This window comes from Allobosea sp. (assembly GCF_017308075.1).
Classification (GTDB): Bacteria; Pseudomonadota; Alphaproteobacteria; order Rhizobiales; family Beijerinckiaceae; genus Allobosea.
The window spans coordinates 1-26308 of sequence record NZ_JAFKFX010000057.1; the positions used below are offsets into that span (position 1 = coordinate 1).

A 26308-nucleotide genomic window follows, 5' to 3' on the forward strand; every position below is an offset into this window, starting at 1 on the left:
TTCGACACCTCTGCAACGGGGTAGCCCCGCTCGGTGATCTGCGCGACCGCATCACGCTTGAAATCGTCCGTAAAATGTCCGGGCCCCATCATGGCCTCCTTGCCTCAAAATTAGGGAAGAAGGCGTCCAGGAATCTAGGGGCTATTCAGCAGGCCACCCGATCATCCGCAAACCAAAAGGATGAGTGTGTCCAGCTACGGAGCTGTGAGGAGCCGCTCGATTTCGTGGATCGGATGCTTGGTCAGGTCCTTGTCGACTTCTGCGAGGATACGCGAGCGCGATTGCACATCGAGGTATTGACGTAGCAAAGCAAGGATACGCGGCGGCGCCACCAGAACGATGTCTTGCGGGCCGCCGGATCGATCAGCGTGTTTGACAGCGGCCGCCGTATCGCGGGCAAACTGGATTTCAGCGAGCTCATGCCAATCTGTGCCCTCGGTCGCGCTGGTGGGCCCGACGGCGTTTTGCATCCGCCCGGGCCGATCCGTGCCCTGACGAGCGCTAGGTGGATTTTCAGGCGCCTTCTTGACCTCCACGACCTCGAATTTGGGTTGCGCGACGCTTCCCTGGTTTCGCAGGAACATCGCCTTGCGGGCGTCGCATACGATCACCCAGGCATCGTGCGGAATCCGTAGGTCCATGGCACTGCTCCGTCGATCGGGTTCTGGCCTGATGATGAGGATCGCAACTGATAGTCCGTCCGCCTTGATCCAAAGCAAAAGGAACGCGCTCGCCGTAAATTTGATCGCTCGCAAGGCGATAAGCAACCGAACATGCCTCGATTGCGCCTTGTCGGAACTCAGGCCTGCAGCTCTTTTGGGAGATTAACGATGGCGATGGCGGACGCGCGGCGCGAAACTGGTATCCGCCTTTGTTTCCACGGCGCCGCCCGCGCCGTCACCGGCTCCTGCTTCGCCCTTCGGACAGAGCATGCACAAATCCTCGTCGATTGCGGTCTGTTCCAAGGGTCGAAAACTGAAAAGGAACTGAACTACCGGGCGTTTCCCTTCGATCCCGCGGCGATCGATGCCGTGCTCCTGACGCACGCCCACATCGATCATAGCGGTCTGCTGCCCAAGCTGGCGAAAGACGGTTTCCTGGGTCCGATTTTCGCAACCGCAGCGACCGTCGATCTCTGCTCGGTGATGCTGCCCGATTCCGGGCATATCCAGGAAATGGAGGTCGAACAGCTCAACCGGCGAAATGCGCGGCGTGGCCGTGCGGCGGTAGAGCCGATCTACGGGGCCGAACAGGCCGTCACGACCCTCACACAGTTTCGTGCCGTTCCGCTCGGCAAGCTGGTGGCGATCACCGAAGGGATTCGGGCGCGATACTGGGATGCCGGCCATCTGCTGGGCTCGGCCTCGATCGAGATCGAGATCGACCGGCCGGGCGGAACGCCGCTTCGGATCCTCTTCTCGGGAGACGTCGGTTCCAGCCTCAAGCCGTTCCATGCCAGCCCCACCGGTCCGAAGGGTGTCGACTACGTCGTCTGCGAAACGACCTACGGCGATGTCGATCGGGACGACGTGACGCTCGACCAGCGCCTGCTCTTGCTGCAAGCCGAGGTGGCAGCTGCGGCACAGCTCTCGGGGCCGCTGCTCATTCCCTCCTTCGCCGTAGAACGGACCCAGGAGCTGCTTGTCGATCTCATCCGCCTGATGAAAGCGGGGCGCATCCCGCAAGCGCCGATCTTCGTCGATTCACCGCTCGCCACCAAAGCCAGCACGGTCTTCGAGCGACATGCCGGCGAGATGGCGAATGGCGAAGCCCTGCTCGATGCCTTGCAGGACCCGCGAGTCCGGTTCACGGAATCGGTCGAGCAAAGCAAGGCCATCGACCGCATCCGCGGCTTTCACATCGTGATCGCGGCGAGCGGCATGTGCGATGCCGGGCGCATCCGGCATCATCTCAAGGAATGGCTGTGGCGCGGCGCTGCGACGATCCTCTTCGTCGGCTTTCAGGCTCAGGGAACGCTCGGCCGAATCCTGCTCGATGGCGCCCGCCATGTGCGGCTGATGGGCGAGGACGTCCAGGTGAAGGCGCGCATCCGCTCGATCGACGTCTACTCCGGCCATGCCGACGGGCCTCAGCTTGCCGCCTGGATCGCTGAGCGGCGGCCGATCTCCGGCTCGGTCTTTCTGACGCATGGCGAGGAGCACGCCATGCTCGGTTTCGCCGACAGATTGAAGGCGGTAGATCCCGACCTGCTGGTCATCGAGCCGACGCTCGACAGCGTGTTCGCGCTTCCGGGCGGGGCGCCTTGCCAGATCGGTGGCCCGGTGCGCACTGCGGCGGAATGCGCCGGCCGGCTCGATTGGCACAACGAACTTTCCAGCCTGATCCTCGATATCGACGAGCAGATGTCTTTGGCTGCGGACGAACGGGCGCGCAAACAGATCGTCAGGCGGCTGCGGAAGGCTCTCGCCGCTGAATAAGCCGTATCAACCCGCCTGATAGCAGCGCTTCAGCGGGAGATGATGTGGCGTATGAGGCTGAAGAAGGCGCGTACATGGAGCCAGAAAGCGGTGGCGGGCTTCTGATCGAGTTCAGTTGTGATCGGCAGGGCGCGCCTGTCCCGCCAAGACAGCCAAGCCTGCCTGAGCCGTGCAATCCAGGTGCTTGCTTCGGGCATGGCGTGGCTCTTCGGCTGGGGCTTGCTTTGATGATGACACTGCCCTCGGACATCCTTGATTTTCGTCAAGGAGGTCGACAAGCGGGAAAGGTGAGGCGTTGCCCTTCGATCGGCAAGGCTGCTTCCTGGCGGACGCCCTTCCGAGGTTGACGCGTATCAAGGCGACCTTCCGGGGGGTGGAGAATAGTGGCGTGGCAGACCGGAGCCTGCCATGCCGCTTGCCAGCCAGAACGAAACGATCTGCTTCCTGGGATCATGCGACGCCTTTGGCGGCGGCGCGGCGGGGATGGAGATGATCTCGACCCATATCTCGGTCGTTCTGCTGATCGGTGCCCGTGCTCTCAAGCTGAAGCGCGCGGTCAAGCTGCCCTATGTGGATCTGTCGACACCGGCGCGGCGGTGGGCGATGTGCGAGCGGGAACTGCTGCTGAACCGCCGGACGGCTCCGGATCTCTATCGCGCAGTCCATCGGATCACCCGCGAGCAGAGCGGCGAGCTCGCGCTGAACGGTCGAGGCGAGCTGGTCGATGCCGTCCTGGAAATGGTGCGCTTCAACGAGAACTTCCTGTTCGATCGGCTGGCGCAGAGACAGTGCCTCACCGCGTCGGGAATGACTGATCTGGCGGAGGCTATCGCCCGGCTTCATCGCGGGGCAGCCGTTTCGCCGGACGGCGAGGGCGCCAGCCGGATGGAGCGCGTGCTCGCGGTCAATGAGCGAGCTTTTGCCAATGCCGACATCCTCTCGCGCAGCGAGGTCGAGCCCGTCACAACAGGGTGCCGGGAGGCGCTGGCGCGCCATGCAGGCTTGCTGGACCTGCGGGCTCGCAACGGGAAGGTTCGGCGGGGGCATGGCGATCTGCACCTGCGCAACATCTGCCTGTTCGAGGGCAAGCCGCTGCTCTTCGACTGTCTCGAGTTCGATGAGGACCTGGCGACCGTGGACATCCTCTACGATCTCGCCTTCGTTCTGATGGATCTGTGGCACCGCAAGCTCGAACCGCTCGCGAACGTCCTCTTCAACCGCTATCTCGACGCCATCGACGATGAGACGGGTCTTCGCCTGTTGCCGTTCTTCATGGCGGTGAGGGCGGCCGTGCGCGCGCATGTCGCCGCGGTCGATAGCGGCAGGTCGGAGGCTTCCCGATTGGCCGAGGCGCGTGGCTATCTCGAGCTCTGCTGCCGCCTGCTGAAGGCGAGCCCGCCTGTCCTCGTCGCGGTCGGAGGCTATTCCGGTTCGGGGAAGTCGACGCTCGCGGCGAAGCTCGCACCGATGCTCGGGCCGCCGCCCGGAGCCCGCATCGCCGCGAGCGATCGCATCCGCAAGACGCTCTGCGGCGTTCCCGTCGAGACCCGGCTTTCGGCGGAGGCATACGGTGCCGAGGTTTCCGCCCGGACCTATCGCGCCATGATGCAGCGTGCCGAGGTGGCATTGGCGCAGGGGCACGCCGCTGTCGCCGACGCGGTCTTCGATCGCCGGATCGAGCGCGAACGGATCGGCGAGGTAGCCAGGCGCGCAGGCATGCCGTTTTGCGGCCTCTGGCTTCAGGCCCCCCGGGAGACGCTTGTGCAACGTGTCGCGGCAAGGCGTGGCGATCCCTCCGATGCCACGCCTGGTGTCGTGATGGACCAGATCGCCCGGCATGGCGCGGCGACGGAATGGACCAGAATTTCGGCGCAGGAGAACATCGATCTCGTCACGACAGCCGCTCTGGCGGCAATAAGATCACATGCCGGCGCCGCAGCGGTTTGGCCGAGCCCGGCCCGTGCGCGACCGGGGGCTCCGGCGGCGACGGCCTAGATCGCCGCGCGTCCGTTCGGACGCGGTCACCGTGATCTATCTCATTGTTATCGCATCGGAGTTTCCCGAAAAGTGGAGTCCACTTTTCGGTCCGATGCTATTGGCTGGCGGTCGTGCCCGCGCGCAATTTCAGTCGAGTAGCAGGCGCAAGCGTGTCGCCAGCTCCCGCGCCGTGTACGGTTTTTTCAACCAGCTTCCTTCCGCGAGCTCGCGACCGGCCAAACTCGGCTCGGCATAGCCTGATGTGAAGAGGACCTGCAGGTTCGGCCGAAGACGGCGGGCTTCTCTGGCCAACTCATCGCCGAACATGCCACCCGGCATGACGACATCGGTGAACAGCAGTCGGATCTCGGGGTGCGAGACAACCAGCGAAAGCGCCTGCTCGCCATTCGCAGCCTGGATGACGCGATATCCTTCCTCTTCGAGGCGCGCGACGACGACTTTCCGGACGCGGACATCGTCCTCGACCACGAGGATGCATTCGTCCGCCCGCGCCTTGGGGGCAGGAGCCGGATTGACATTGCCGGCTTCGGCTTGGGGATCCGGGCTTGCCGCCGGCAGGAACAACCGCACGGTCGTTCCCTCGTCGAGTTCGCTGTAGAGCTGGACATGGCCGCCCGATTGTCGCGCGAAGCCATAGACCATGCTGAGGCCGAGCCCGGTGCCGGCGCCCACGCCCTTGGTGGTGAAGAAGGGCTCGAAGGCCCGCTGCTTCACCTCTTCGGTCATCCCGGCGCCGGTATCGGAGACGCTGGTGAGCACATAGTCGCCAGGCCGGACCTGCGGATACATCTGAACATAGTCGGCATCGAGATGGACCGGCCCGATCTCGAGCCTGAGGCGTCCGCCGCGCGGCATCGCGTCCCGGGCATTCAGCGCAAGGTTCAGCAGGGCATTCTGCAACTGGGTGGTATCGACGAGCGCCGTGAGAGAATCGCCGGTGATGACGGTCTGCAACTCGATCGTTTCACCCAGCGTCCTGCGAAGCAGTTCGGTGAAGGTCGAAACGAGCTGCCCGATATCCGTCAGCTTCGCATTGAGGGCCTGCCGCCTGCCGAAGGCGAGAAGTTGCCCCGTGAGCTTGGCGCCGTCGTCGGCCGCGCCCTGGGCCTCGCGCAGCAGTTCCCGGAGACGGTCATCATTGAGGCGTCGCTCGATCATTTCGAGGTTCCCGCTGATGACGGTCAGCAGGTTGTTGAAGTCATGGGCAATCCCGCCTGTGAGCTGGCCGATGGCTTCCATCTTCTGGGACTGGCGCAACTCCTCTTCCATCCGGTGCCGGCCGGTCAGGTCGCGGATAAAGCCCGTGAAGATGCGCTTGCCGTTGGCTGAGGCTTCCCCGACCGCAAGCTCCATGGGGAAGGTCGTTCCGTCCTTGCGCTGGCCTGTGACCACCCGCCCGAAGCCGATGACGCGCCGTTCTCCTGTCGTCAGATAGCGGCTGATATATCCGTCATGCTGGTCGCGATCGGGATTTGGCATCAGAATCCGAACATTCTGCCCGCAGACTTCGTCGGCCGTGAATCCGAACAGCTTCTCCGCAGCCTTGCTGAACGACAGCATGCTGCCGGCTTCGTCGATCACCACCATCGCTTCCGGTACCGTTTCGAGGATGGAGAGCAGGTGTGACTGCCGGGCGGCGAGAGCAGCCTGCGCGTTCTTCAAATCGGTGATGTCGATGTTCGTCGCCAGGACCACGAGGTCTTCAGGGGCCTGCCGGGCCACGACGACCCAGCGGCTTACTACGACGATCGATCGTCCATCCCTGTGGCGCTGAGTCAGCTCGCCTTTCCAGGTCCCGTCCCGGCGCAAGTCCCGGAGGATGTCTGCGAGCGGTTCCGGAAATTCCGTCTTCAGGAGCTGGCGGACGTTCTGCTCGAGAGCTCCCTGCGCAGTCCAGCCGTAGAGATCCTCGCAGCCCCCGCTCCAACGAAGAATCCGTCCCGCGAGCTCGAAGACGATGATGTTGGCGTCATCGAGGACCTGGACGATCTCATCCAGGCTCCGCTGGCTGATCGCCCTTGGCCTGCGTGCTGCCGTCATTGCCGCCTGTCAATGCGCTCGCATGGCCTGCCGGCCGAGAGGTATGCCATCCAGATCATGGTATTCGTCACCGCCGTCGGCAAGGCTTTTCAAGAGCGCCGGCTTGCGTATCGTAAAGCGATAGCGCGCGCTTGACTGGATGACGCCCCGCCTGATCAAGTTCGTCATCGTTCTCGAGACCGTTTCGATCGTCAGCCCCAGATAGTCCGCCATGTCGATCCGGCTGATCGGGATTTCAATCTCTGAGGCGGGCCCGTTATCGTTCCCGGCACGCCGCGCGAGCGTGAGCAGGAGGTCGCAAACCCGCTCCTCGGCCTTCTTGCGGGTGAGGAGCACCATTCTGGCCTGCGCGCTTGCCATCTCCCGATACAGCCAGTTGATGAATTGGGGCCGCAGTTGTTCGGAGCTGTCGACCGCTTGCTGAAAGCGATTCCGGCTGAGCCGGCGCAGCTTTACTTCCCCGACGGCCTCGGCGTCTCCGAGATAGCGCTCATCCGGAGCAAGGCCGAAGATTTCGCCGGGATAGAAGAAGTCCGTGATGACGCGGCTGCCATCGTTGAGGATCTTGGCGATACGGACAAGGCCGCTCACGATCTTGAAGACATGCATCGCCGGATCGTCGTCCCGAAACACGGCTTGGCCGCGCTCGAACGTTTCCAGGGGCTGCTGGCTGAAAAGTCCCAGCAAGCCGGATTTGGGCTGATCGTTCGGGACAATGTGCAACGGGGAAGGAAAGTGAGACGCCGCACTCGCAACAGACATGGCGCTGTCCTCCACACCGAGCTGACGATTGGGAAGAAAGCGGCGATGTGTGGCGCTGCGAAGGTCTGCATGTTAGCTTGCGTTGAAAATTGTCACAGATTGTAACATCAATCAGTGACCCAAGCTCCACGGTCCGCCATGGCCGAGCCGACATCATGCAGCGCTCATATTCTGGTCGTGGATGACGATCCGCGCATTCGCCAAATGCTGACCCGCTACTTCGAAAATGAAGGCTATCAGGTCAGTGCCGTGGCGGACGGGCAGGGCATGCGGGATGCGCTGCAGCGCGACGCGATCGACATCGTTCTGCTCGACCTGATCCTGGGCGGCGGAGAGGACGGATTGATGCTTGTCCGCGAAGTCCGCACAAGCTCGGACATGCCCATCATCATGCTGAGCGGGCGGGATGATGTCGTGGACCGGATCGTCGGACTCGAGATGGGGGCCGACGACTACATCGCAAAGCCGTTTCATCTGCGCGAGGTCCTGGCGAGACTGCATAGCGTGCTGCGGCGGCACCATGCGCAGCCGCCCCAAGCGATCGACGGCGAAGGCGAAGACGTCATCCGGTTCAATGGATGGTTATTGAATCCCCGCGAACGCCGGCTGGTCGCACCCGAGGGCACGGAAGTCGCGTTGACGACGGGAGAGTTCGACATTCTCCTGGTGATGGCCAAGCATCCTGGCCGGGTCTTCTCGCGCGACAGGCTGATGAATTTGACGAGAGGCCGCCATTACGAGGCGCCTGACCGGGTGATCGATGCTCAGATCTCGCGTCTGCGCAAGAAAATCGAAGCGGGCAAACATCCTGCGAGCCTGATCAAGTCGGTCCGCGGCGTTGGCTACGTCTTCACCGGTCAAGCATCCGAGCGAGCGAGCTGACGCCCTGGCCGGACCGGCGACACGTCGGGCCGAAAAGCAGCGCGCGCGTTCTGAGTTCCGAAGTCGGCACGGCGCGCTTCCGAGCCCTGTCCGCCTTCACCGGGTCCCCGTCCATTGCCAATCACGCACCTCCGGCAGGTCCACGCCGTGCTCGCGAATAAAGCGCCGATGCTCGACCAGCTTGTCGCGGATCAACTGCTTCGCGTAGGCCGCGCGCGCGGCGAGCTTGGGCACCCGCTCGATGACATCGCCGACGAGATGGAAGCGATCGAGCCGGTTGCGCACGACCATGTCGAAGGTGGTGGTCGTCGAACCCTCCTCCTCATAGCCGCGCACATGGATGTTGGCGTGATTGGTCCGCTTGTAGACGAGGCGGTGGATGAGCCAGGGATAGCCGTGATAGGCGAAGATCACCGGCTTGTCGGTGGTGAACAGCGCGTCGAAATCGGCATCGGTCAGGCCGTGGGGATGTTGCGTCCTTGGCTGCAGGGTCATCAGGTCGACGACGTTGACGACGCGGACCCGCAGATCAGGCAGATGGTCGCGCAACAGCGTCACCGCCGCGAGCGTCTCCAATGTCGGGACGTCGCCGGCGCAGGCCATCACCACATCGGGCTCTGAGCCGCGGTCGCTGCTGGCCCATCCCCAGATGCCGATGCCCTGCGAGCAGTGCTTGATCGCGGCATCCATGTCGAGCCATTGCGGCGAGGGCGCCTTTCCGGCGACGATAACGTTGATCCGGTCCCAACTCCTGAGACAATGATCCGTGACGTGCAGCAGCGTGTTGGCGTCCGGCGGCAAATAGACCCGCACGATATCGGCCTTCTTGTTCACGACATGGTCGATGAAGCCGGGGTCCTGATGGCTGAAGCCGTTATGGTCCTGCTGCCAGACATGGGAGGTGAGGAGGTAGTTCAGCGAGGCGATCGGCCGCCGCCAGGGCACTTCCTTGGCCGCCTTCAGCCATTTCGCATGCTGGTTGAACATGGAATCGACGATGTGGATGAAGGCCTCGTAGCAGGAGAACAGGCCGTGGCGGCCGGTCAGGAGATAGCCTTCGAGCCAGCCCTGGCAGAGATGCTCGCTCAGGATCTCGGTGACGCGTCCGTCGCGTGCGAGATGCTCGTCCTCGGGGATGACCGCTTCCTGCCAGGCCCGGTCCGTCACCTCGAAGATGGCCTGCAGGCGGTTCGACGCCGTCTCATCGGGGCCGAAGACCCGGAAGTTCCGGCTGGCCTCGTTAGCCTTCATGATATCGCGCAGGAATGCGCCCATGACCCGCGTGGCCTCGGCCTTGCTGCTGCCGGGGCGCTCCACGGCAACGGCGTGCCCGGTGTAGTCCGGTATCCTGAGGGGCCGGCGCAGCGCCCCGCCATTGGCATGGGGGTTGGCGCTCATTCGCTTGTCACCTGACGGCGCCAGAGCTGCCAGGTTCGGATGAAGTCGGCCGGCCGCGTCGAACAGCTCTTCTGGGCGATAGCTGCGCAACCAGTCCTCGAGCAGCTGCAGATGCCCGGGCTTCGACATGTCGCCGAACGGCACCTGGTGGGAGCGCCAGAAGCCCTCGGCCTTGAGGCCGTCTACGCGCTTGGGACCGGTCCAGCCCTTGGGGCTGCGCAGTACGATCATCGGCCAGCGTGGACGAGCATGCGCTTGCCCGGCACGGGCCTCGCTCTGGCGCGCGGCAATTCTGGAGAATGCGGTGTCGAGCGTGGCCGCCATCGCCCGGTGCATCGTTTCCGGCTCCTCGCCTTCGACGAAGAGCGGATCATAGCCGTATCCGCGCAGCAGCGCCTCCAGTTCCGCGTGCGGGATGCGGGCGAGCACGGTCGGATTGGCGATCTTGTAGCCGTTCAGATGCAGGATCGGCAGGACAGCACCGTCTGCCGCCGGGTTGAGGAACTTGTTGGAGTGCCAGGACGCCGCCAGGGGACCGGTCTCGGCCTCGCCGTCACCGATGACGCAGGCGACCATCAGATCCGGATTGTCGAGCACGGCTCCGAAGGCATGGACCAGCGAATAGCCGAGCTCTCCGCCCTCATGGATCGAGCCCGGCGTCTCGGGAGAGGTGTGGCTGGGGATGCCGCCCGGAAAGGAGAATTGCCGCACGAGGCGGCGCAGGCCTTCCTCGTCCTGCGAGATCTCCGGATAGAGCTCGCTATAGGTCCCTTCGAGATAGGTGCTGGCCACCACCCCCGGTGCCCCGTGGCCCGGGCCCGCAATGAAGAGGATGTCGAGATTTCGGGCCCGGATGATGCGGTTGAGGTGCAGGTAGGTGAAGGTCAGGCCCGGTGTCGTGCCCCAGTGGCCGAGCAGTCGCGGCTTGATGTGCTCGATCCGCAGAGGTTCGCGCAACAGTGGATTGTCCAGCAGGTAAATTTGCGCGACGGAGAGGTAGTTGGCGGCCCGCCACCACGCCTGCATCGAGGCGATCTCATCTGAACTCAGAGCCGGCTGGGCCGGCGTGTCGCTATCGTTCGGAGTCATCGCTGCGCTCCCGGAAGGGGTCGTCAGATAAAAACTCGATACTGCCGCACAGGCATTTCGCGCTTTGATCTCCAACAAAGCGCGTCCGACATTCAGCCGCTACGGAATAGCTGACGCCACCGGGAACAATTCAATAGCATCATGGCGTCGATCTGTTCGTGGCCTGCCGAAACGTCCGGATCTCGCCGTTCAGCCGAAGCTCCGGGTGCCGAGGCTCGGCGCCGCCTGAGCCGGATATTGTGCCGTAGGGGAACTCGGAGGGGGTTCTGGAGCGAAAGTGAGGCCGCGCGATCACGCGGCGATTGGAGGGAGAGCGAATGATGACCCAGGATAAGAACCGGACCCTGAGCGCGCGAACCGGCTTCAGATTTCAAGTACGACCTGCCCGGCCCGATGATGAAGCTGGGCTTGCCGAGTTCTTCCAACACGTGACGCCCGAGGATCTACGCTTTCGCTTCCTGACGACGGTGAGGGAGGTGGGGCACGACCGCTTGGCGGCCATGACGAAGATCGATCATCGGCAGACCGAGAACTTCATCGCCTTTACCGAAGACGGCAAGACGATGATCGCCAGCGGCATGCTGGCCTGCGACGCCGCCCTGGAGAGAGGAGAGGTCGCGATCTCGATCCGAAGTGAGTACAAGAACCGGGGCGTCGGCTGGGAATTGCTCAGGCACATCAGCAAAGTCGCCGAGGACAAGGGCGTCCACGTAATCGAATCTCTGGAGGATCGGCAGAACCACGAAGCAATCGAGCTCGAGCGCGAGCAGGGCTTCGAGGTTGACGAGTGCGCGGACGATGTTCGGCTCGTCGTGCTTCGAAAAGTACTCAAACAGGCGCCGAAGCCGAAATGACCGGCTGATGCGGGCCGCTGCCATTATTGGTCGCGTGTCGGGGCGCTTTTCGGCCAGAATCTGGCGCGTCTCGCGACGCGCCGCCTTTCATGAGCTTGCGTGGAAATCGCATGCGATGACCGGCGGCGCCGGTCATCGCGCTTCCAATCAGTGAGCGAGGAGCAACGGCACTGGAGAACCGTCGAGCAAATCCGCGGTGACGCCACCCAGCACCCATTCCCTGAAACGCGAATGGCCGTAGGCTCCGATGACGATCAGATCCGCCGAGATCCTCTTGGCTTCAGCGAGGAGCGCATCGGTCGGGGATGTCTGCGTGTTCAGGGCGGTTGCCGTCGCCTCAACGCCATGTCTGGCAAGGTGCGCGCTGATGTCGGCGAGGACTTCGGCACCGCCCATCCGTCCATGCGCTTCCTCCCTGACCGTGACGATATGAACCTGTGTCGCCCGGGTGATCAGAGGCAGCGCCTCGGCCACGGCGCGCGCGCTCTGGCGCGTATTGGTCCATCCGATCAGCACGGTCTTGATCGGGGAACGCAACGTGGCCCCGGGCGGCAGGAGATAGAGTCCTCTGCCTGCGTCGAACATGACGCTCTCGACCAGGGACCGCCAGCGGCCGTGGCCGTCTTCGCGTGGGCAGGTCGCGATGAAAAGGTCGTTCCAGCGGGCTTCGGTGGCGACGGCCTGTTCGAGAAGGCCGGGGAAGGCGTCCAGACGACGTATCTCATGCGCCGGGCCGAGGCGGGCCAGTCGTTGCCGCAGCCGCTTCTCGCAGACGTCCCCTTCCTCGCGGGCGGCATCGACCAACTGGCCGATCGCGCTGAGGCCGAAATCCCCGGCGAAGAGAGCGGGATCGGGCAGGGGGTTGGTGAAGATGCCCGTGATCCGAGCCGTGTAGCGCTCAGCAAGGGCTTCGGCGTGAGCCAGACGGGTCTCGTCTTCCGGTGAACCGTCGAGATGGACGGCGATGTCGCGATAGGCCAAGCCGCGAGCGGTCTGTGCGTTCGCCAAGGTGTTCGAAGAAGCGGTGATGTCGTTCATGCCAACCTCCGCATCGAGCGCTGATCTCGGATCGCCGTTCTTGCTGTGCAATCGAGCAAAGTCGGATGCAGATCGCATTGATTTTTATCAAACGACGCCGAATCCGTTTGGTTTTGCGTTGCATCAAATGCGAAGCGGCCGGTTCGCGGCAGGCTGAAACGTCTCGACAAATTCGGAGAGCGGCCATGTTGCCGGCGCTTCAGTCCGATCCGCTGTCCTCCATCGAACCAAGGCGAGCGAGCCGATCCCGGATGATGCGCCCGGCCGGAACGCTGTCCGCAGCGACGAAACCATGGACCAGCGCGTGATGGATCAGCCGGCGCAGCAGCCGGATATTCGCCTGCTCGGGGCGAGCAAGGAGGCCGGCGGCGCTCGGCGCGTCCTCGGCGCTCTCTGGTCGCATCGCTGGTTCGTCCTCGTGGCGGCGATCGCAACCGCAGTCGGAATGTGGCAGGCCACCCGCATACTGATCGGCCCGGCCGTTGCGGTCGACATCGTGCGGCGTGGCGATCTCGTCCAGACCGTGGTCGCCAGCGGCCATGTCGAGACCCCTTATCGCGTCGAGATCGGCAGCCAGATCACCGGGACCGTGGACGAGGTCTTGGTCGATCAAGGCCAGGCTGTGGTGAAAGGCCAGGCCTTGATCCTTCTGGACAGCCGCGAACTCAAGGCCGCGCTCGTGCAGGCACAGGGGACCTTGGCGCAAGCTGAAGCGCGAGAACGGCAATTGCAGGAGCTCACTCTGCCTTCGGCGAAGGAGGCGCTCGCTCAGGCTCAGGCCGTTTTGCTCAATGCGCAGCATTCGTACGACCGTGCGACACAACTCCTGAATAGGGGAGCCCAGACGCATGCCGCGGTCGACGACGCGAAGAAGGCTCTCGATGTCGCGCGCACATTGGTGCGCAGCGCGGAATTGCAGGTTTTCACCGCCAGCTCGGGCGGCAGCGATGCCGTCATGGTGGATACCCAACTGGCGCAGGCGCGCGCGAATCTCGACAGTGCCGCGTCGCGCCTTGCATACGCGACGATAACCGCCCCACGAGCGGGTGTCCTGATTTCGCGGGCCGTGGAGCGCGGCACGGTCGTGCAGCCCGGCAAGGCTCTGATGGTGCTGGCGCCTGCCGGGGAAACGCAGCTCGTGATCCAGCTTGACGAGCGCAATCTCGGCCTCATCAAGCTGGGTCAAGCGGCGTTGGCTTCCGCCGATGCCTATCCCGATGGGCGCATGCAGGCGAAGGTCGTCTACATCAACCCGGGCGTCGACATCGCGCGGGCTTCCGTCGAGGTCAAGCTGGGGGTTCCCGAGCCGCCGGCCTATCTGCGCCAGGACATGACCGTCTCGGTCGATATCGAGACGGCTAGGCGTACGGACACACTCGTCGTTCCAGTGCGCGACGTTCACGATGCGGGCACGGCTTCGCCCTGGGTCCTGGGGCTGAGCAAGGGGCGCGCCGTGAAACGTCCGGTCAAGCTTGGCTTGCGCGGGCAGAGCAGCGTCGAAATCGTCGATGGGCTCGAAGCTGGCGATGCGGTGATACCGATCGGTTCCGGGGCGGTGACCGGTCAGAGGATCAGGGCGATCCGGCCATGATGCGCTGGCTCTCCTTCGTTTGGATCGGCGCGCTGCGCTTTCTCGGCGAGGGGCGGTTGCAGACGGGCTTCATCGTCGGCGGGATCACCATCGGCGTCGCCGTCATCGTCTTCATGTCGGCGATGCTCGCGGGGCTCGAGGCGAATTTCATCAAGCGCGTGCTGACCTCCCAGGCGCAGATCCAGCTCCTCCCGCCGAACCAGATCGCGCGGCCCCTGCGTAACGGCTCGAGTGAGATCGAGGACGCCATCGTGCAGCGTCCGAGCCAGCGCGTGATTTCGATCGATCAGTGGCAAGCGATTGCGCATCGCATGGAAGCGCTCCCTGCAGTCAGGGCCGTCGCGGCAAGCATGACGGGCTCGGCCCTGGCGATCCGCGGAGACGCCAGCCGGTCCGTCTCGGTCGTCGGTATCCAGCCGGAGAGCTATCTCAAGGTCGTTCGACTGTCGGACTATATCGTGGCAGGCCAATTGCGTCTGACCAGCGACGATATCCTGATCGGGACGGATCTCGCGCGCGATCTCGGCGCGAGTCTCGGCGACAAGATTATTGTGAGCAGCAATGGCGGAGCGCGCCGGACGCTTACGGTGACGGCTCTGTTTGATCTCGGCAACAAGGGCGCGAACCAGCGCAACACCTATGTCGCGCTGCGCACCGCGCAATCCTTGCTCGGCGTTCTCGGCGGCGTGACCGAGATAGGGCTGACGATCAATAATATCTACGACGCGGAGAACATCGCGCGCGAGATCGAGTCCTCGAATGCTGTCGAAGCCGATAGCTGGATCAAGACCAACGCCCAGTTCTTCACGGCCGTGCAGGCCCAGAAATACACCAACACGCTGATACGCCTCTTCGTGGGACTCTCGGTCGCTTTCGGCATCGCCGCGGTGCTCGTGGTGTCGGTGATCCAGCGCTCGAAGGACATCGGCATCCTGCGCGCGATGGGCGCAACGCGCGGGCAGATTCTGCGTCTCTTCCTGCTCCAGGGCGGCTTGCTCGGCTTTGCCGGCTCGCTTGGCGGGTCGGTGCTCGGGGCGGCGGCACTGGTCTACTGGCACAGCATGGCGCGGCAGGCGGATGGCAGCGAGTTGTTCCCGCTGATCATCGAGCCAAGCCTTTTTGTCGCGACCGCACTGCTCGCCACATTGACGGGCGTCGCGGCGGCGATGGCGCCGGCGCTGAGGGCCTCGCGGCTCGATCCGGTGGAGGCGATCCGTGGCTGAACCCATCCTGGCGCTGAAGGACGTACGGAAATCCTATGCGGTCGGCCTGTCGACCGAGACGGAGGTGCTGCACGGGATCGATCTCGAGCTGGAGAGCGGCGGCTTCGTCGCGCTGGTCGGCCCCTCGGGCTCAGGCAAGAGCACGCTCCTCAACATCATCGGCCTGCTCGATCGTCCAACCAGCGGCGAACTGGCTATCGCAGGCCGTAAGACCAGCGAGCTCGACGATGCCCAGATCACGCATCTGCGCGGTCACCGGATCGGCTTCGTCTTCCAGTCGCATCTGCTGATCTCGGCATTCACCGCCCTTGAGAACGTGATGATGCCGATGGTGGTGTCGCGCGGACATGTGACGGAGGCGATCGAGGCACGAGGCCGCCATCTGCTGGACCGGATGGGAATCGCCCAGTTCGCGAACAATGGCGCGCTCAACATGTCGGGCGGGCAGCAGCAGCGTGTCGCGGTGGCGCGGGCATTGGCCATGCAGCCTGATCTCATCCTTGCCGACGAGCCTACGGGGAACCTCGACAGCAAATCGGCCGAGGTCGTGTTCACCTTGATGCGCGAGGAGAATGCACGCTCCGGCACAAGCTTCCTGATCGTCACCCACAACATGGACCTTGCCCGTCGCTGCGATCGGATCATCACAGTGGTCGATGGGCGCATTGGCGGGAGCCCGGAATGACGTCGGAGCCCGTGACGGTGGCCACGCCAGGCGAAGGGGCGTTCTGGCGCGAAGGCCGGACGCAATTGCAGCAGCGCCTCGGCGCGACACCGGACGGCTTGAGCGGCAGCGAGGCGGCCGAACGGCTGCGTCGCTGCGGGCCCAATGTCGCGGTGACCAGCCTGCGGCGCGGGCTGCCGTTCAAGATCGCCAAGCGGCTCGTCGAGCCTCTGATCGCGATCCTTCTGATCGCTGCGTTGATCTCGGGCGCGACAGGCGATTGGCAGAGCCTGATCATCATCGTTCTCATCGTGCTGGCTTCGATCGCCCTCGACGTCGTCCAGCAAACACAGGCAGAGAACGCCGTCGACGCACTGCGCCGCACCGTCGCGGTCCGGGTCGCGGTCCTTCGGAGCGGAAGAACCGTCGAAATTCCGCTGCGGGAGGTGGTTGCGGGAGACGTCGTCATCCTCCATGCGGGCGATCTGATCCCGGCGGACGGCCTGATCCTCGACAGCAAGGATGCGATGGCCGACGAGGCGGTGCTCACCGGCGAGCCATTTCCGGTCGAGAAGCTGGCGGCTGCCGCCGATCCTGGGGCTGACGGCAGCGATGCGGCGCTTTTCGGCGGGACGAGCCTGGTCGCCGGCGAGGCCCGTATGCTCGTCGCCGCGACGGGCGCCGATACCCGGCTCGGCTCGATCGCCCGATCCATGCAGGCGGGCGAGCCGCCCACAGCCTTCGAGCGCGGCGTCCACGGCCTCGGCATGCTGATCCTGCGCCTGACCGGCTTCCTGGTGCTGTTCGTCTTGCTGACCCAGCTCGTACGCAATGGTCTGTCGATCGAGAGCTTCCTGTTCGCCGTCGCGCTGGCCGTAGGCCTGACGCCGGAACTGCTGCCGGTGGTGATGACGGTGACGCTCGCGCGCGGTGCGATGCGAATGGCCCAGCGTCAGGTCGTGGTGAAGCGCCTCTCCGCAATTCACGATCTCGGGGCGATGGACGTGCTTTGCACCGACAAGACCGGGACGCTGACGGAAGCGCGGATCGCCCATGTCGGAAGCTTCGGCTGTGACGGAGTCGAAAGTGCGCGCGTTACGGAGCTTGCCTGTCTGAACAGCCGCTTTTGCAGCGGGCTGCGCAACAATCTCGATACAGCTCTGCTCGCCAGCGCGGGAGAGGGGGACGGCTCCTGGCGTTGCCTGGCCGATCTGCCGTTCGATTTCCAGCGGCGGCGATCCTCGGTCCTCGTGGCGAGGGGCGACGAGCGGGAAATGATCGTCAAGGGTGCGCCCGAAGCCTTGCTCGCCCTGTGCGACCGGTTCGAGCGCGTGGATGGCGATGCCGGCGAGCTCGACGATGCCTGCCGGAAACGGCTCCTCGCCCTGATCGAAGGCAAGGGAGCGGAGGGGCTGCGCCTGCTCGGTGTCGCCCATAGGCGGATGCCGGCGGGCACCGTGGAGCTGTCTCGCGATGATGAGGCCGGGCTCGTCTTTACCGGTTGCGCCGCCTTTATCGATCCACCCAAGGCTTCGGCCGGTGTGGCGATCCGAGAGCTCGCGGTGGCTGGCGTGCGCGTCAAGGTGATCTCCGGAGATGCGGCTCCCGTCGTCCGCCATCTGGCCGAAACGCTGTCGCTGCCTGCGCGGGGCCTGATGACCGGCGAGGAGATCGCTGCATTGGGGGATGCCGCCCTGGCGTCCCGCGTTCGCCATGTCGACCTCTTCGTGCGGGTCGCGCCGGAGCAAAAGGCGCGCATCGTGCTGGCGTTGCGCAAGGCAGGGCACACGGTCGGTTTCATCGGCGACGGTATCAACGATGCTCCGGCCATTCACGCCGCTGATGTCGGTCTCTCCGTCGAGGGCGGTATCGAAGTTGCGCGTGAGGCCGCGGCGATCGTCCTGCTCGCGCCCGATCTCGGCGTGCTCGCACAGGGCATCGCCGAGGGCCGGCGCACCTACGCGAACATCATGAAGTATGTCCGCATGGGCACGAGCTCGAATTTCGGGAACATGCTCTCCATGGCGCTGGCTTCGATGGTGCTGCCGTTCCTGCCACTCAACCCGCTGCAGATCCTGATCAACAACATGCTCTATGATCTTTCCGAGGTCGGCATTCCCTTCGATGAAGCTGACGCTGCCGATCTCGCCAGGCCGCAACATTGGGACATGAGCGCCGTACTGCGCTTCACACTGGTGATGGGACCATTGTCGTCGCTTTTCGATGCGGCAACCTTCGCCGTCCTGCTCGGCATTTTTGGCGCCGGCGTCGAGACGTTCAGGACGGCCTGGTTCGTCGAGTCGATCCTCACGCAGATCCTGGTGATCTTCGTCATCCGCACGGCGGCTCCCTGCTGGCGAAGCCGGCCGCACCGCATCCTCGTCGCAACCTCGCTCGGCGCTCTCGCCGTCGCGTTGGTCCTAGCCCTGACGCCTCTCGGGCAGCCTTTCGGCTTCGTCGCGCTCTCGGTGCCGCTTCTGGTCACGATCCTGGCAATCGCGGCCCTCTACCTCGCCTGCGCCGAGATCCTGAAGCCGTACGCGATCCGGCCGGGGAGGCGAGGAGGACGCGCGCGCTCCAGCGAACTCACGTTCCGTCGCTTCCGGCCGTTCTGAGCCCCGGCGCGTCAGGAGGCTGTCCTGCCAGCGAAGCCGGACTTCCCGGCGAAGCGTCGAGCGCTCGCGTGACGAGACCGTACTTGACCGTGGTCAAGGCGAGGTTGCGTGCCCAGTCGACCACGTCGTTCCACGGATCGACGATCCGCCCGGTTGCCGACAGGAAGGTGACGACGGTGGCTATCTCGGTCTGCTCTTGCACGACCAGGACGCAGCCGATGCCGAGAACGAGCAGGTTGCCCAAGGAGTATGTCAGGTTCATCAGAAAGTTGAGCGAGAACTTGATCTCGAAGATTCCGAGGTTGATCGAGAAGACCTCGTCCAGGCGGCGCACGCTTGATTCTGATTTCGAGGGCGACAGGATCTCATCGCCGAAATGCCGCAGAATACGGGTGCGCTGCGCCACCCGGCGGTTGATCGCTCGCTGCATCAGCGGCACGAACACGAATTGCGGTGTCAGAATAAGAATGCTGACGAACATCATCTTGATGTCGAGTACGGCGAGATAGATGAAGACGCTTGCCAGAAAGCCGATCTCGACGATCGGCAGGCTCAGGCTCGAGCCCACGAAGGCGCCGATGTCATCCGCCTCGGCGAGGATCATCGCGAGGCCGGTCCCGCTGCTGAGCGGGCTGTCCTCGGCGCTCAACCCTTCGAGGCGCCTCGTGACGACAAGTCGCAGATCCCGGGTGGCGTATTCGCCGAGCCAGGCGCGATAGACGTTCATCACCAGTTTCGCCAGCCCGAAGGCCACCAAGATCGCGAGCTGTACGGCGGCGAGCGTCAGGATCGTGGAGAGCGGGCCGGCATGGACGGCTGTGTCGATGATCCGCCGTTGCGTCTCGATCGGAAAGGCATTGAGAAGGAAGACCGCAACGGACAGGGCGCAGACCGCTGCCTGATGCCAGCCCCCCGACCAGATCACAAAACGCAGGAACGAGGCGGGGAGGAGCAAGCTCTCGGCGTGCTGGCGCGGGGGCTCCGCTATCGACGCTATGAGCCGCGGGAGCTTCATGGCAGCAGGACCGCCGCGCCTTGCAACCGGCCGGAGCGCAGATCCGACAGAGCCTCGTTCGCCCGTTCCAGCGGGTAGACCGTGGTTTTCGTCCTGATATCGGCCTGGCGCGCGACGGACAGGAATTCCCGGCCGTCCGCCCGGGTGAGATTGGCGACCGAGACCAGTTCACGTTCCTGCCAGAGCAGGTCGTAAGCGAAGCTCGGGATGTCGCTCATATGGATGCCGCCGCAGACGACGCGCCCGCCCTTGGCGACGGCGCGCAAGGCCAGCGGGACCAGCGCCCCGACCGGGGCGAAGATCAGGGCGGCGTCGAGCGGTTCCGGCGGAATCTCCTCGGAGCTTCCCGCCCAACGCGCTCCGAGCGAGCGGGCATGGGCTTGCGCCGCTTCGTCGCCCGGGCGGGTGAAAGCATAGACCTCGCGGCCCTGCCAGCGGCAGATTTGCGCAAGAATGTGCGCGGCCGCGCCGAAGCCGAACAGGCCGATCCGCCGGGCGGCGCCGGCACAGCGCAGGCTGCGCCAGCCGATCAGCCCGGCGCACATCAGTGGCGCGGCAGCGACGGGGTCGGGGAACTCATCCAGGGGGAAGACATAGGCCGCATCGGCGACGACATGGGTGGCGAAGCCGCCATCGCAGGTAAAGCCGGTGAATTCTGGTGCGTCGCACAAATTCTCCCGGAGCGTGCGGCAATAGGCGCAATGCCCGCATGTATGCGCCAGCCAGCCGAGGCCGACGCGCCGACCGATCCATTCCCGGGCGACGCCCGTTCCGACCAGATCGACCCGGCCGACGACTTCATGGCCCGGAATACGCGGGCAATGCAGACCGGGCAGTTCACCGTCGACGACATGAAGATCGGTGCGGCAGATCGCACAAGCCTCGACCTTGATCCGCAGTGTTCCGGCGCCGGGCAGGGGATCGGGGCGCATCTCTTCGACGAGCGGGCGGCCGACAGCGTCCAGAACCATCGCCTTCATGGGGTTTCCCCGCTCTATGCGCGAGCAAACCTACTTGAGCGAAGAAGTTTCGGCTTTGACCAAGCTCAAGGAGCGCGTGGCTTTCGGAGCGCATGCTGGCGGAAGTCTAGAAGGGAGAGGTCATGCATTCCTTGACGCCAAGCGGCTTGGCCCGGGGAAGAGACGCTCGGCGAAGAGGCGTTCTCAGCGATTGATCGCATGCGCGCAGCCGCGACTGCGAAGTTCACCGGCGGATTTCCGTCGGCTGGAACAAGCGGTACGCGAAGCCTTCCACGGCCCGCGATGACGAGTAGGCCGCTGAGGTTCGCCGGCTGAAGCGCGAGCTGCAGCGGGTCACCGAGGAGCGCGACATCCCAAAAACGTATGGCCCGCCCCGTCTGCACGGGTGTCGTCTGATTGGCATGATCGCTCCGCATCAACGTATCCGGTCTCAGGGGCTGGCCCTGAGACCTGCTGCCGGCGGCAGAGTGAGCGGTCGGTCGACACGCGCAGACGATCGGCGAGCGGCTCGTCGGCGATCGTGAGGTCTTGCGCTCGTTGCCGGCGGTGCCGCTGGAGCGGCGCGAGAAGCGTGCCGGGCGGGTCTCGTCGGCGGCGCTGGTCCGCTATCGATTGAACGACTACTCGGTGCCGACGGCCTATGGCTTCCAGGACGTGGTGGTGAAGGGCTTCGTCGATGAGGTCGTGATGCTGTGCCGGGGCTAGGAGATCGCCCGGCATCCAGGCAGCTAACGGGACCGGTGTGTTCGTCGCCGATCCGCTGCACTATCTGGCGCTGATTGAGATGAAGCGGAACGCGCTCGACCAGGCGGCGGCCCTCCAGGGCTGGCACCTGCCCGAGACATTCCAGCACCTGCGCCATCTTCCGGGCGCGGATGGGCACCCTTGAAGTCATCTTCTGGAGTGTCCGATACCGCGTTTTCGAGCTGCGTATCTGCCGGAGTTCCGGCGGCAGATGGTCGAGTGGGCTCGATCCGGGCGAGTGCCTGAGGAGCTGTCGCGGGAGTTCGAACCGACCGCGCAGTTCATCGCGAACTGGGTCCGTCAGCTTGATCGCGATAGCGGCAAGCGCAGCTATGGCGCGACGACGGCCGAGCGCGAAGAGCTGGACCGTCTTCGTCGCGTGAACCAGCGCCTGCGCTACGAGCTCGATAACCTGTCAAAGGCTGCAGCCTGGTTCGCGCGGAACGGATTGCCCCTGCAAGACCAACACATCGACCTGGCGCAGCTTCGCGACGATCACTTCGGGCTTGTGGCGCTTCTTCGGTATCCCAGTCCTTCTGTCTGCCAAGAGACAGGCTTCAGAGCGGGCTAATTGAACGGGGGTGGATCAGCGGCGTTGACATACGATTGATGTACCATTAGTGATCCGTTTTGAAGCGAACGATAATGACCAGCGCGAATGCGCGGCCGGCGGAGGAAAAAGTGGCTTTCAATCAGTTGACTTGCAGCGTCGACGGGGCTGTGGCGACTATTCGCCTCAATCGTCCGAGCCGCATGAATGCCCTCACCCAGGTGCTGGAGAACGAGCTGCGCGCGGCGGTGGAGCAGGCGGACGCGGATCCTGCCGTGGGTGCGATCATCCTCACGGGGGAGGGGCGGGCCTTCTGCGCCGGGATGGACATGGAAGAGCTGGAAGTGCTTCCGCCGGACGACATCCGGCGACAGGACTGGATGCGCCCCTATGACATGAACCGCCGCGCCGACTACCAGACGCGCTATTCCTATTTCCCGGCCACGGGCAAACCCATCATCAGTGCCATCAACGGTGCGACCGCTGGCCTCGGGCTCGTCATGGCGCTCTACAGCGATTTTCGGCTGGCGTCGGAAAGCGCGGTGTTTGCGACCGCATTCGCAAAGCGCGGTCTCATCGCGGAGCATGGCATAGCCTGGATACTTCCGCGGATAGTCGGCCACGCCAACGCCATCGATCTACTGCTCACCTCGCGCAAGATCGACGCCGCCGAGGCTCTCGCCATGGGTCTGGTCTCGCGTGTGCTGGCGCCCGACGAGCTCTTGCCCGCGGCCCATGCGCTTGCCACTGCCCTCGCCACCGAGGTCTCGCCTCGATCCGTGCGGATCATGAAGCGCCAGATCTGGGATGCGCCGTTCTGTGATCTCGGCGCCGCGATCGCCGACGCCAATCGCGAAATGTACGACAGCATCCAGAGCGAAGACTTCAAGGAAGGCGTTGCTCACTTTCTCGAGCGGCGTCCCGCCCGGTTCACGGGCAAGTAACACCAAGAACAAGTAAGATCCGAACAACACGTGCACGCACCCTGCCGCCGGCGCCTTGGCGCCGATTGTGGGCGTGTGCCTGGAGGAACGCGCATGCCGACCCTTGCAGAGGTGGTCAGTCAACTGACCAACGGCGTGATTCTGGGCCTGATCCTGGCCCTGGTCGCTACGGGATTCACGATGGTGCTCAGCGTCATGGGCGTCATCAACTTCGCCCACGGGCTGCTGTTCGCGCTGGGGGCTTATCTGGCGCTCTCCTTGTTGAAGGTCGTGGGGTACTGGCCGGCGCTAATCATCGCGCCGCTCCTGGTCGGACTGATCGGCATCCTCCTGGAGCAGGCCTTCATTCGCCGCCTGTACGGCAAGGATCCTCTGTTCGTCCTCCTACTGACGTTCGGCATCGCCATGATGGGAGAGGACCTGATCCAGATGATCTGGGGCAAGCTCGCCTTTTCCATCGCGGCGCCGGATCTCGCCAAGGGCAGCATCGACCTCGGTTTTATGATCTACTCCAAATACCGCCTCTTTATGGGCGGGTTCGCCCTGGCCGCGATTTTCTCCGTCTGGCTGTTCCTGGCGAAGACGCCGTTTGGCGCCATGATCAGGGCCGGTTCGCATGACAGCGAGATGGTGGGCATCCTAGGCAAAAACCTACCCTTCATCCGCGCCCTAGTGTTTGGACTCGCGGCGGCCATGGCGGCGCTCGCCGGCATCATCGCCGCGCCGCTGTGGAGCGTGCGCCCGCAGATGGGCCTCGACGCTCTGCTGCCGGCCTTCCTCATTGTGGTCATCGGCGGCATGGGCAGCTTTTGGGGCAGCGTCCTGGGCGGCCTGCTCGTCGGGATCACCAACTCGCTCGCCGTCATGTTCGTGCCGCGCTTCTCGGACCTCATGATGTACGTATTGGCGGCGGCGGTTCTGCTTTATCGACCGCGTGGCCTCCTCGGCACGCGCAGTGTGCTGGAGTGACGCGCGTGACCCGCCAGACTGCCCCAATCTCCGCCCTTTCGCGGCCCACCATTACCTTCGGCCTGCTGCTCGGCATGTTCGTCGTGCTGCCGGCCGTGCTCCAGGCGCTCGGCATCAGCTTCAGCCTCGGCACCGAGATCCTGATCATCGCCTTGTTTGCGATGAGCTATAATATTCTACTCGGCACCACGGGCCTGGCTTCCTTCGGCCACGCGGCGTTCTTCGGATCGGGCGCATATGCCGTCGGCATCGCCCAGAATTACGGCATTGACGGCGCTGCGACCGGCCTCGCCGTCGCGTTCGCTGCCGGCTTGTGCGCGGCGCTGCTGGTTGGCCTGCTGGTGATGAAGAAGCGCGGCATCTATTTCGGGCTGCTGACGCTCGCCTTCGGCCAGATGTTCTACATCGTGGCCTTGCGCTGGGACGGTCTCACCGGCGGAGAAACCGGCCTCACCGGTCTGCGCCGCCCGGCGCCGTTCGGACTGAACCTCAATGACCAGCTCACCTTCTATTACTTCATCCTGGCCATCTTCATGGTGGCACTTTGGGTGATCTGGCGGATCACGCATTCGCCCTTCGGCAGCCTGCTTGCGGCGATCAAGAGCAACGAACTGCGCACCCAGTATCTCGGCTATGACACGGCCCGCTACAAGCTCGCCGCCATGGCGATTTCGGGCGCCCTTTCCGGTCTTGCCGGCGGACTCTACGCCTGGTTCCAGTACGCCGCCTATCCGCAGAACCTGTTCTGGATCGAATCCGGCAACATCGTCATCCTCACCTTGCTCGGTGGCGGCCTGTCCAGCTTCTTTGGCCCCATCCTCGGTGCCGCGGTGTTCGTCGGGGCGCAAGATCTCATCAGCAGCTATACCGAGCACTGGATGTTCTTCTTCGGGTTGATCTTCATCCTGGTGGTGACGGCATTCCCGAACGGCCTCCCTGAAGCCCTCGCGCGGTTCGCGTCTGTCTTGCGCCGGTCCTCGGGCTCCGCTTCCGAGCCTGCTTCCTCCGCCCATGTCGCGCCGGCCCGGGGGACTGCGCCATGAGCAGCCTAAAGACGGAAAACCTCTCGGTACAGTTCGGCGCGGTGAAGCCGGTGGACGATGTGAGTGTGGAGATTGCTGCCGGGCGCCTCACATCCATCATCGGCCCCAATGGAGCCGGCAAGACCTCCTTCTTCAATCTGCTTACGGGCCTCTACCAGCCGACCCGCGGCAAGGTGTTCTTCGACGGCCAGGATGTCACGCGGATGCCGGTGCACCAGAAGGTGCGCGCCGGGCTCACCCGCACCTTCCAGATCCTCAACGTGTTCGACACGCTGACGGTGGAAGAGAACATCCGGGCTGCGGTGCAGCGCCGCCACGGCCGCTCCGCATACCTGTTCTGCGCGCCGGATCGGCACGGTCCGGTGGAAGACGAGCTGAGCGCCGTCATCGAGCGGGTTCGTCTCCAGGAGAAGCGCAAGGTGCGGGCCTGTGACCTCTCCCATGGCCATCGCCGCCACCTTGAGATCGGCCTGTCGCTTGCCACCCGGCCCAAGACGCTGCTCCTCGACGAGCCGATGAGCGGCCTAGGCATGTACGAGAGCTCGGTGATGGGCGAGTTCGTGCGCGAGCTGGCGCAGGAGCTCACCGTGGTGCTGGTGGAGCATCACATGTCGGTGGTGCTTTCGATCTCGGACACCATCCTCGTGCTGAGCCAGGGCCGCCTGCTTGCCTCCGGCACGCCCGCAGAGATCCAGGCCAGCCCCCTGGTTCAGGCGGCCTATCTCGGCACCGGACGCTACGACCTGCCGCAGGAGAGGGCCGCCCATGCTTGAGGTCCATGAGATCAACACCTTCTACGGCAATGCCCATGTACTGTTCGGCGTTAGCCTGCGGGTGAGCGCCGGCGAGTGCGTGTCGCTGCTTGGCCGCAATGGCGCGGGCAAGACGACGACGCTGCGCTCCATCATGGGACTTACGGCTCCCCGCAGCGGCACCATCCGGTTCAAGGCAGAGAACATCCACCGCCAGGTGCCCTATCGCATCGCACGGTCGGGCATCGCCCTGGTGCCGGAGGACCGCCGCATCTTCCCCGTGCTTACGGTCGAGGAAAACCTGCGGCTCGGGCAGAAGAAGGGCTCCGGGCCGGCGCAATGGTCCTTGGAGCGCGTCTACGAAGTCTTCCCCAAGCTGAAGACGCTGCGCGACCGCAGTGGCGGCAACCTCAGCGGCGGCGAGCAGCAAATGCTGACCATTGCCCGCGCGCTGATGGGCAATCCGGACCTCGTCATGCTCGACGAGCCGACCGAGGGCCTCGCTCCCATCGTGGTCGAGGAGTTGGTCCACGCCATTGCCCGATTGAAGCAGGAGGCCATGACCGTGCTCCTGGTCGAGCAGAACATCAACGTCGCGCTGGCCCTCGCGGACCGCTGCTACGTGCTCGACCACGGCAGCGTGGTTGCCGAGGGCACGGCGGATGACATCCGTGCCGACGAGAAGCTGCGCGCCGAGCTGCTCGGCGTGTGACCCCCCG

At 64.4% G+C, this 26308-nt stretch carries 21 protein-coding genes and 2 pseudogenes; 16 read left to right on the forward strand and 7 right to left on the reverse strand.

Annotated features, from left to right (window positions below):
* Window positions 1-194: 194 nt before the first annotated feature.
* The gene (locus J0J10_RS25970) at window positions 195-641 is read right to left on the reverse strand and encodes a host attachment protein (RefSeq protein ID WP_291650399.1); all 447 of its coding nucleotides are present in this window, start codon (window positions 639-641) and stop codon (window positions 195-197) included.
* Between the two features lie 189 nt (window positions 642-830).
* Here J0J10_RS25970 and J0J10_RS25975 point away from each other — a divergent pair, with 189 nt between their 5' ends.
* Both J0J10_RS25975 and J0J10_RS25980 read left to right on the forward strand, forming a co-directional pair.
* Window positions 831-2438, forward strand: a complete 1608-nt coding sequence (locus tag J0J10_RS25975) for an MBL fold metallo-hydrolase RNA specificity domain-containing protein (RefSeq protein ID WP_291650401.1) — start codon at window positions 831-833, stop codon at window positions 2436-2438.
* Between the two features lie 408 nt (window positions 2439-2846).
* A complete protein-coding gene (locus J0J10_RS25980; RefSeq protein ID WP_291650403.1) occupies window positions 2847-4433 on the forward strand; it encodes a bifunctional aminoglycoside phosphotransferase/ATP-binding protein in 1587 nt (528 codons plus the stop codon).
* A 129-nt stretch (window positions 4434-4562) separates the two neighbouring features.
* Here J0J10_RS25980 and J0J10_RS25985 read toward each other — a convergent pair whose 3' ends face one another.
* Window positions 4563-6476 carry a hybrid sensor histidine kinase/response regulator gene (locus tag J0J10_RS25985; protein WP_291650405.1) on the reverse strand — a complete coding sequence of 638 codons (1914 nt, stop codon included), beginning with the start codon at window positions 6474-6476 and terminating at the stop codon, window positions 4563-4565.
* Between the two features lie 9 nt (window positions 6477-6485).
* Complete coding sequence (locus tag J0J10_RS25990) at window positions 6486-7238, reverse strand: Crp/Fnr family transcriptional regulator (protein ID WP_291650407.1); 753 nt, start codon at window positions 7236-7238, stop codon at window positions 6486-6488.
* Window positions 7239-7376: 138 nt separating this feature from the next.
* Between J0J10_RS25990 and J0J10_RS25995 the strand changes: the two genes are divergently transcribed.
* Complete coding sequence (locus J0J10_RS25995) at window positions 7377-8120, forward strand: response regulator (RefSeq protein ID WP_291650409.1); 744 nt, start codon at window positions 7377-7379, stop codon at window positions 8118-8120.
* A 96-nt stretch (window positions 8121-8216) separates the two neighbouring features.
* On the opposite strand, the gene J0J10_RS26000 is transcribed toward J0J10_RS25995, so the two are convergent.
* Window positions 8217-10607 carry a phosphoketolase family protein gene (locus J0J10_RS26000; protein ID WP_291650411.1) on the reverse strand — a complete coding sequence of 797 codons (2391 nt, stop codon included), beginning with the start codon at window positions 10605-10607 and terminating at the stop codon, window positions 8217-8219.
* A gap of 320 nt (window positions 10608-10927) precedes the next feature.
* On the opposite strand from J0J10_RS26000, the gene J0J10_RS26005 reads away from it, so the two are divergent.
* Window positions 10928-11461, forward strand: coding sequence for a GNAT family N-acetyltransferase (locus J0J10_RS26005; RefSeq protein WP_291650413.1), 534 nt, complete (start codon window positions 10928-10930; stop codon window positions 11459-11461).
* Window positions 11462-11608: 147 nt separating this feature from the next.
* Here J0J10_RS26005 and J0J10_RS26010 read toward each other — a convergent pair whose 3' ends face one another.
* Window positions 11609-12499 (reverse strand): universal stress protein, encoded by an 891-nt coding sequence (locus tag J0J10_RS26010; protein ID WP_291650414.1) that lies wholly within the window; start codon window positions 12497-12499, stop codon window positions 11609-11611.
* A gap of 292 nt (window positions 12500-12791) precedes the next feature.
* Here J0J10_RS26010 and J0J10_RS26015 point away from each other — a divergent pair, with 292 nt between their 5' ends.
* The 4 genes from J0J10_RS26015 to mgtA are packed head-to-tail and all read left to right on the forward strand — an operon-like array spanning window position 12792 to window position 18592.
* Window positions 12792-14090, forward strand: coding sequence for an efflux RND transporter periplasmic adaptor subunit (locus J0J10_RS26015; RefSeq protein WP_291650416.1), 1299 nt, complete (start codon window positions 12792-12794; stop codon window positions 14088-14090).
* Complete coding sequence (locus J0J10_RS26020) at window positions 14087-15313, forward strand: ABC transporter permease (RefSeq protein ID WP_291650418.1); 1227 nt, start codon at window positions 14087-14089, stop codon at window positions 15311-15313. Before J0J10_RS26015 ends, J0J10_RS26020 begins: the two co-directional genes overlap by 4 nt.
* Entirely contained in the window at window positions 15306-15998 is a 693-nt protein-coding gene (locus J0J10_RS26025; RefSeq protein ID WP_291650420.1) for an ABC transporter ATP-binding protein, read from the forward strand. Before J0J10_RS26020 ends, J0J10_RS26025 begins: the two co-directional genes overlap by 8 nt.
* Window positions 15995-18592 (forward strand): magnesium-translocating P-type ATPase, encoded by a 2598-nt coding sequence (gene mgtA / locus J0J10_RS26030; RefSeq protein ID WP_291650422.1) that lies wholly within the window; start codon window positions 15995-15997, stop codon window positions 18590-18592. Before J0J10_RS26025 ends, mgtA begins: the two co-directional genes overlap by 4 nt.
* On the opposite strand, the gene J0J10_RS26035 is transcribed toward mgtA, so the two are convergent.
* Window positions 18564-19547 (reverse strand): ABC transporter ATP-binding protein, encoded by a 984-nt coding sequence (locus J0J10_RS26035; RefSeq protein WP_291650424.1) that lies wholly within the window; start codon window positions 19545-19547, stop codon window positions 18564-18566. The genes mgtA and J0J10_RS26035 overlap by 29 nt on opposite strands.
* A gap of 56 nt (window positions 19548-19603) precedes the next feature.
* On the reverse strand, window positions 19604-20587 hold the full coding sequence (locus J0J10_RS26040; RefSeq protein ID WP_291650425.1) for a zinc-dependent alcohol dehydrogenase family protein: 984 nt from the start codon (window positions 20585-20587) through the stop codon (window positions 19604-19606).
* A 245-nt stretch (window positions 20588-20832) separates the two neighbouring features.
* Between J0J10_RS26040 and J0J10_RS27110 the strand changes: the two are divergent.
* From J0J10_RS27110 to J0J10_RS26075, 8 genes and pseudogenes are all read left to right on the forward strand, one after another.
* Window positions 20833-21018: pseudogene (locus J0J10_RS27110) on the forward strand (IS3 family transposase); the annotation flags it as partial.
* Between the two features lie 14 nt (window positions 21019-21032).
* A pseudogene (locus J0J10_RS26045) lies at window positions 21033-21452 on the forward strand (Mu transposase domain-containing protein); the annotation flags it as partial.
* A 117-nt stretch (window positions 21453-21569) separates the two neighbouring features.
* On the forward strand, window positions 21570-21902 hold the full coding sequence (locus tag J0J10_RS26050) for a hypothetical protein (protein ID WP_291650453.1): 333 nt from the start codon (window positions 21570-21572) through the stop codon (window positions 21900-21902).
* Between the two features lie 110 nt (window positions 21903-22012).
* A complete protein-coding gene (locus J0J10_RS26055; protein ID WP_465247257.1) occupies window positions 22013-22825 on the forward strand; it encodes an enoyl-CoA hydratase in 813 nt (270 codons plus the stop codon).
* A 93-nt stretch (window positions 22826-22918) separates the two neighbouring features.
* Entirely contained in the window at window positions 22919-23794 is an 876-nt protein-coding gene (locus J0J10_RS26060; protein WP_291650429.1) for a branched-chain amino acid ABC transporter permease, read from the forward strand.
* A 5-nt stretch (window positions 23795-23799) separates the two neighbouring features.
* A complete protein-coding gene (locus J0J10_RS26065; protein ID WP_291650431.1) occupies window positions 23800-24837 on the forward strand; it encodes a branched-chain amino acid ABC transporter permease in 1038 nt (345 codons plus the stop codon).
* The gene (locus tag J0J10_RS26070; RefSeq protein WP_291650433.1) at window positions 24834-25610 is read left to right on the forward strand and encodes an ABC transporter ATP-binding protein; all 777 of its coding nucleotides are present in this window, start codon (window positions 24834-24836) and stop codon (window positions 25608-25610) included. The genes J0J10_RS26065 and J0J10_RS26070 overlap by 4 nt, the downstream gene beginning before the upstream one ends.
* A complete protein-coding gene (locus J0J10_RS26075) occupies window positions 25603-26301 on the forward strand; it encodes an ABC transporter ATP-binding protein (protein ID WP_291650435.1) in 699 nt (232 codons plus the stop codon). Before J0J10_RS26070 ends, J0J10_RS26075 begins: the two co-directional genes overlap by 8 nt.
* Window positions 26302-26308: the final 7 nt, after the last annotated feature.

What these genes read in the sequence shown, in the direction of transcription:
- J0J10_RS25985 (WP_291650405.1), bottom strand. Translation starts at nt 6,476, where the DNA reads ATGACGGCAGCACGCAGGCCAAGGGCGATCAGCCAGCGGAGCCTGGAT.
- J0J10_RS26040 (WP_291650425.1), bottom strand. Translation starts at nt 20,587, where the DNA reads ATGAAGGCGATGGTTCTGGACGCTGTCGGCCGCCCGCTCGTCGAAGAG.
- J0J10_RS26010 (WP_291650414.1), bottom strand. Translation starts at nt 12,499, where the DNA reads ATGAACGACATCACCGCTTCTTCGAACACCTTGGCGAACGCACAGACC.
- J0J10_RS25995 (WP_291650409.1), top strand. Translation starts at nt 7,377, where the DNA reads ATGGCCGAGCCGACATCATGCAGCGCTCATATTCTGGTCGTGGATGAC.
- J0J10_RS26005 (WP_291650413.1), top strand. Translation starts at nt 10,928, where the DNA reads ATGACCCAGGATAAGAACCGGACCCTGAGCGCGCGAACCGGCTTCAGA.
- J0J10_RS25970 (WP_291650399.1), bottom strand. Translation starts at nt 641, where the DNA reads ATGGACCTACGGATTCCGCACGATGCCTGGGTGATCGTATGCGACGCC.
- J0J10_RS26060 (WP_291650429.1), top strand. Translation starts at nt 22,919, where the DNA reads ATGCCGACCCTTGCAGAGGTGGTCAGTCAACTGACCAACGGCGTGATT.
- J0J10_RS25975 (WP_291650401.1), top strand. Translation starts at nt 831, where the DNA reads ATGGCGATGGCGGACGCGCGGCGCGAAACTGGTATCCGCCTTTGTTTC.
- J0J10_RS26020 (WP_291650418.1), top strand. Translation starts at nt 14,087, where the DNA reads ATGATGCGCTGGCTCTCCTTCGTTTGGATCGGCGCGCTGCGCTTTCTC.
- J0J10_RS25980 (WP_291650403.1), top strand. Translation starts at nt 2,847, where the DNA reads ATGCCGCTTGCCAGCCAGAACGAAACGATCTGCTTCCTGGGATCATGC.
- J0J10_RS25990 (WP_291650407.1), bottom strand. Translation starts at nt 7,238, where the DNA reads ATGTCTGTTGCGAGTGCGGCGTCTCACTTTCCTTCCCCGTTGCACATT.
- J0J10_RS26000 (WP_291650411.1), bottom strand. Translation starts at nt 10,607, where the DNA reads ATGACTCCGAACGATAGCGACACGCCGGCCCAGCCGGCTCTGAGTTCA.
- J0J10_RS26015 (WP_291650416.1), top strand. Translation starts at nt 12,792, where the DNA reads ATGGACCAGCGCGTGATGGATCAGCCGGCGCAGCAGCCGGATATTCGC.
- mgtA (WP_291650422.1), top strand. Translation starts at nt 15,995, where the DNA reads ATGACGTCGGAGCCCGTGACGGTGGCCACGCCAGGCGAAGGGGCGTTC.
- J0J10_RS26070 (WP_291650433.1), top strand. Translation starts at nt 24,834, where the DNA reads ATGAGCAGCCTAAAGACGGAAAACCTCTCGGTACAGTTCGGCGCGGTG.
- J0J10_RS26075 (WP_291650435.1), top strand. Translation starts at nt 25,603, where the DNA reads ATGCTTGAGGTCCATGAGATCAACACCTTCTACGGCAATGCCCATGTA.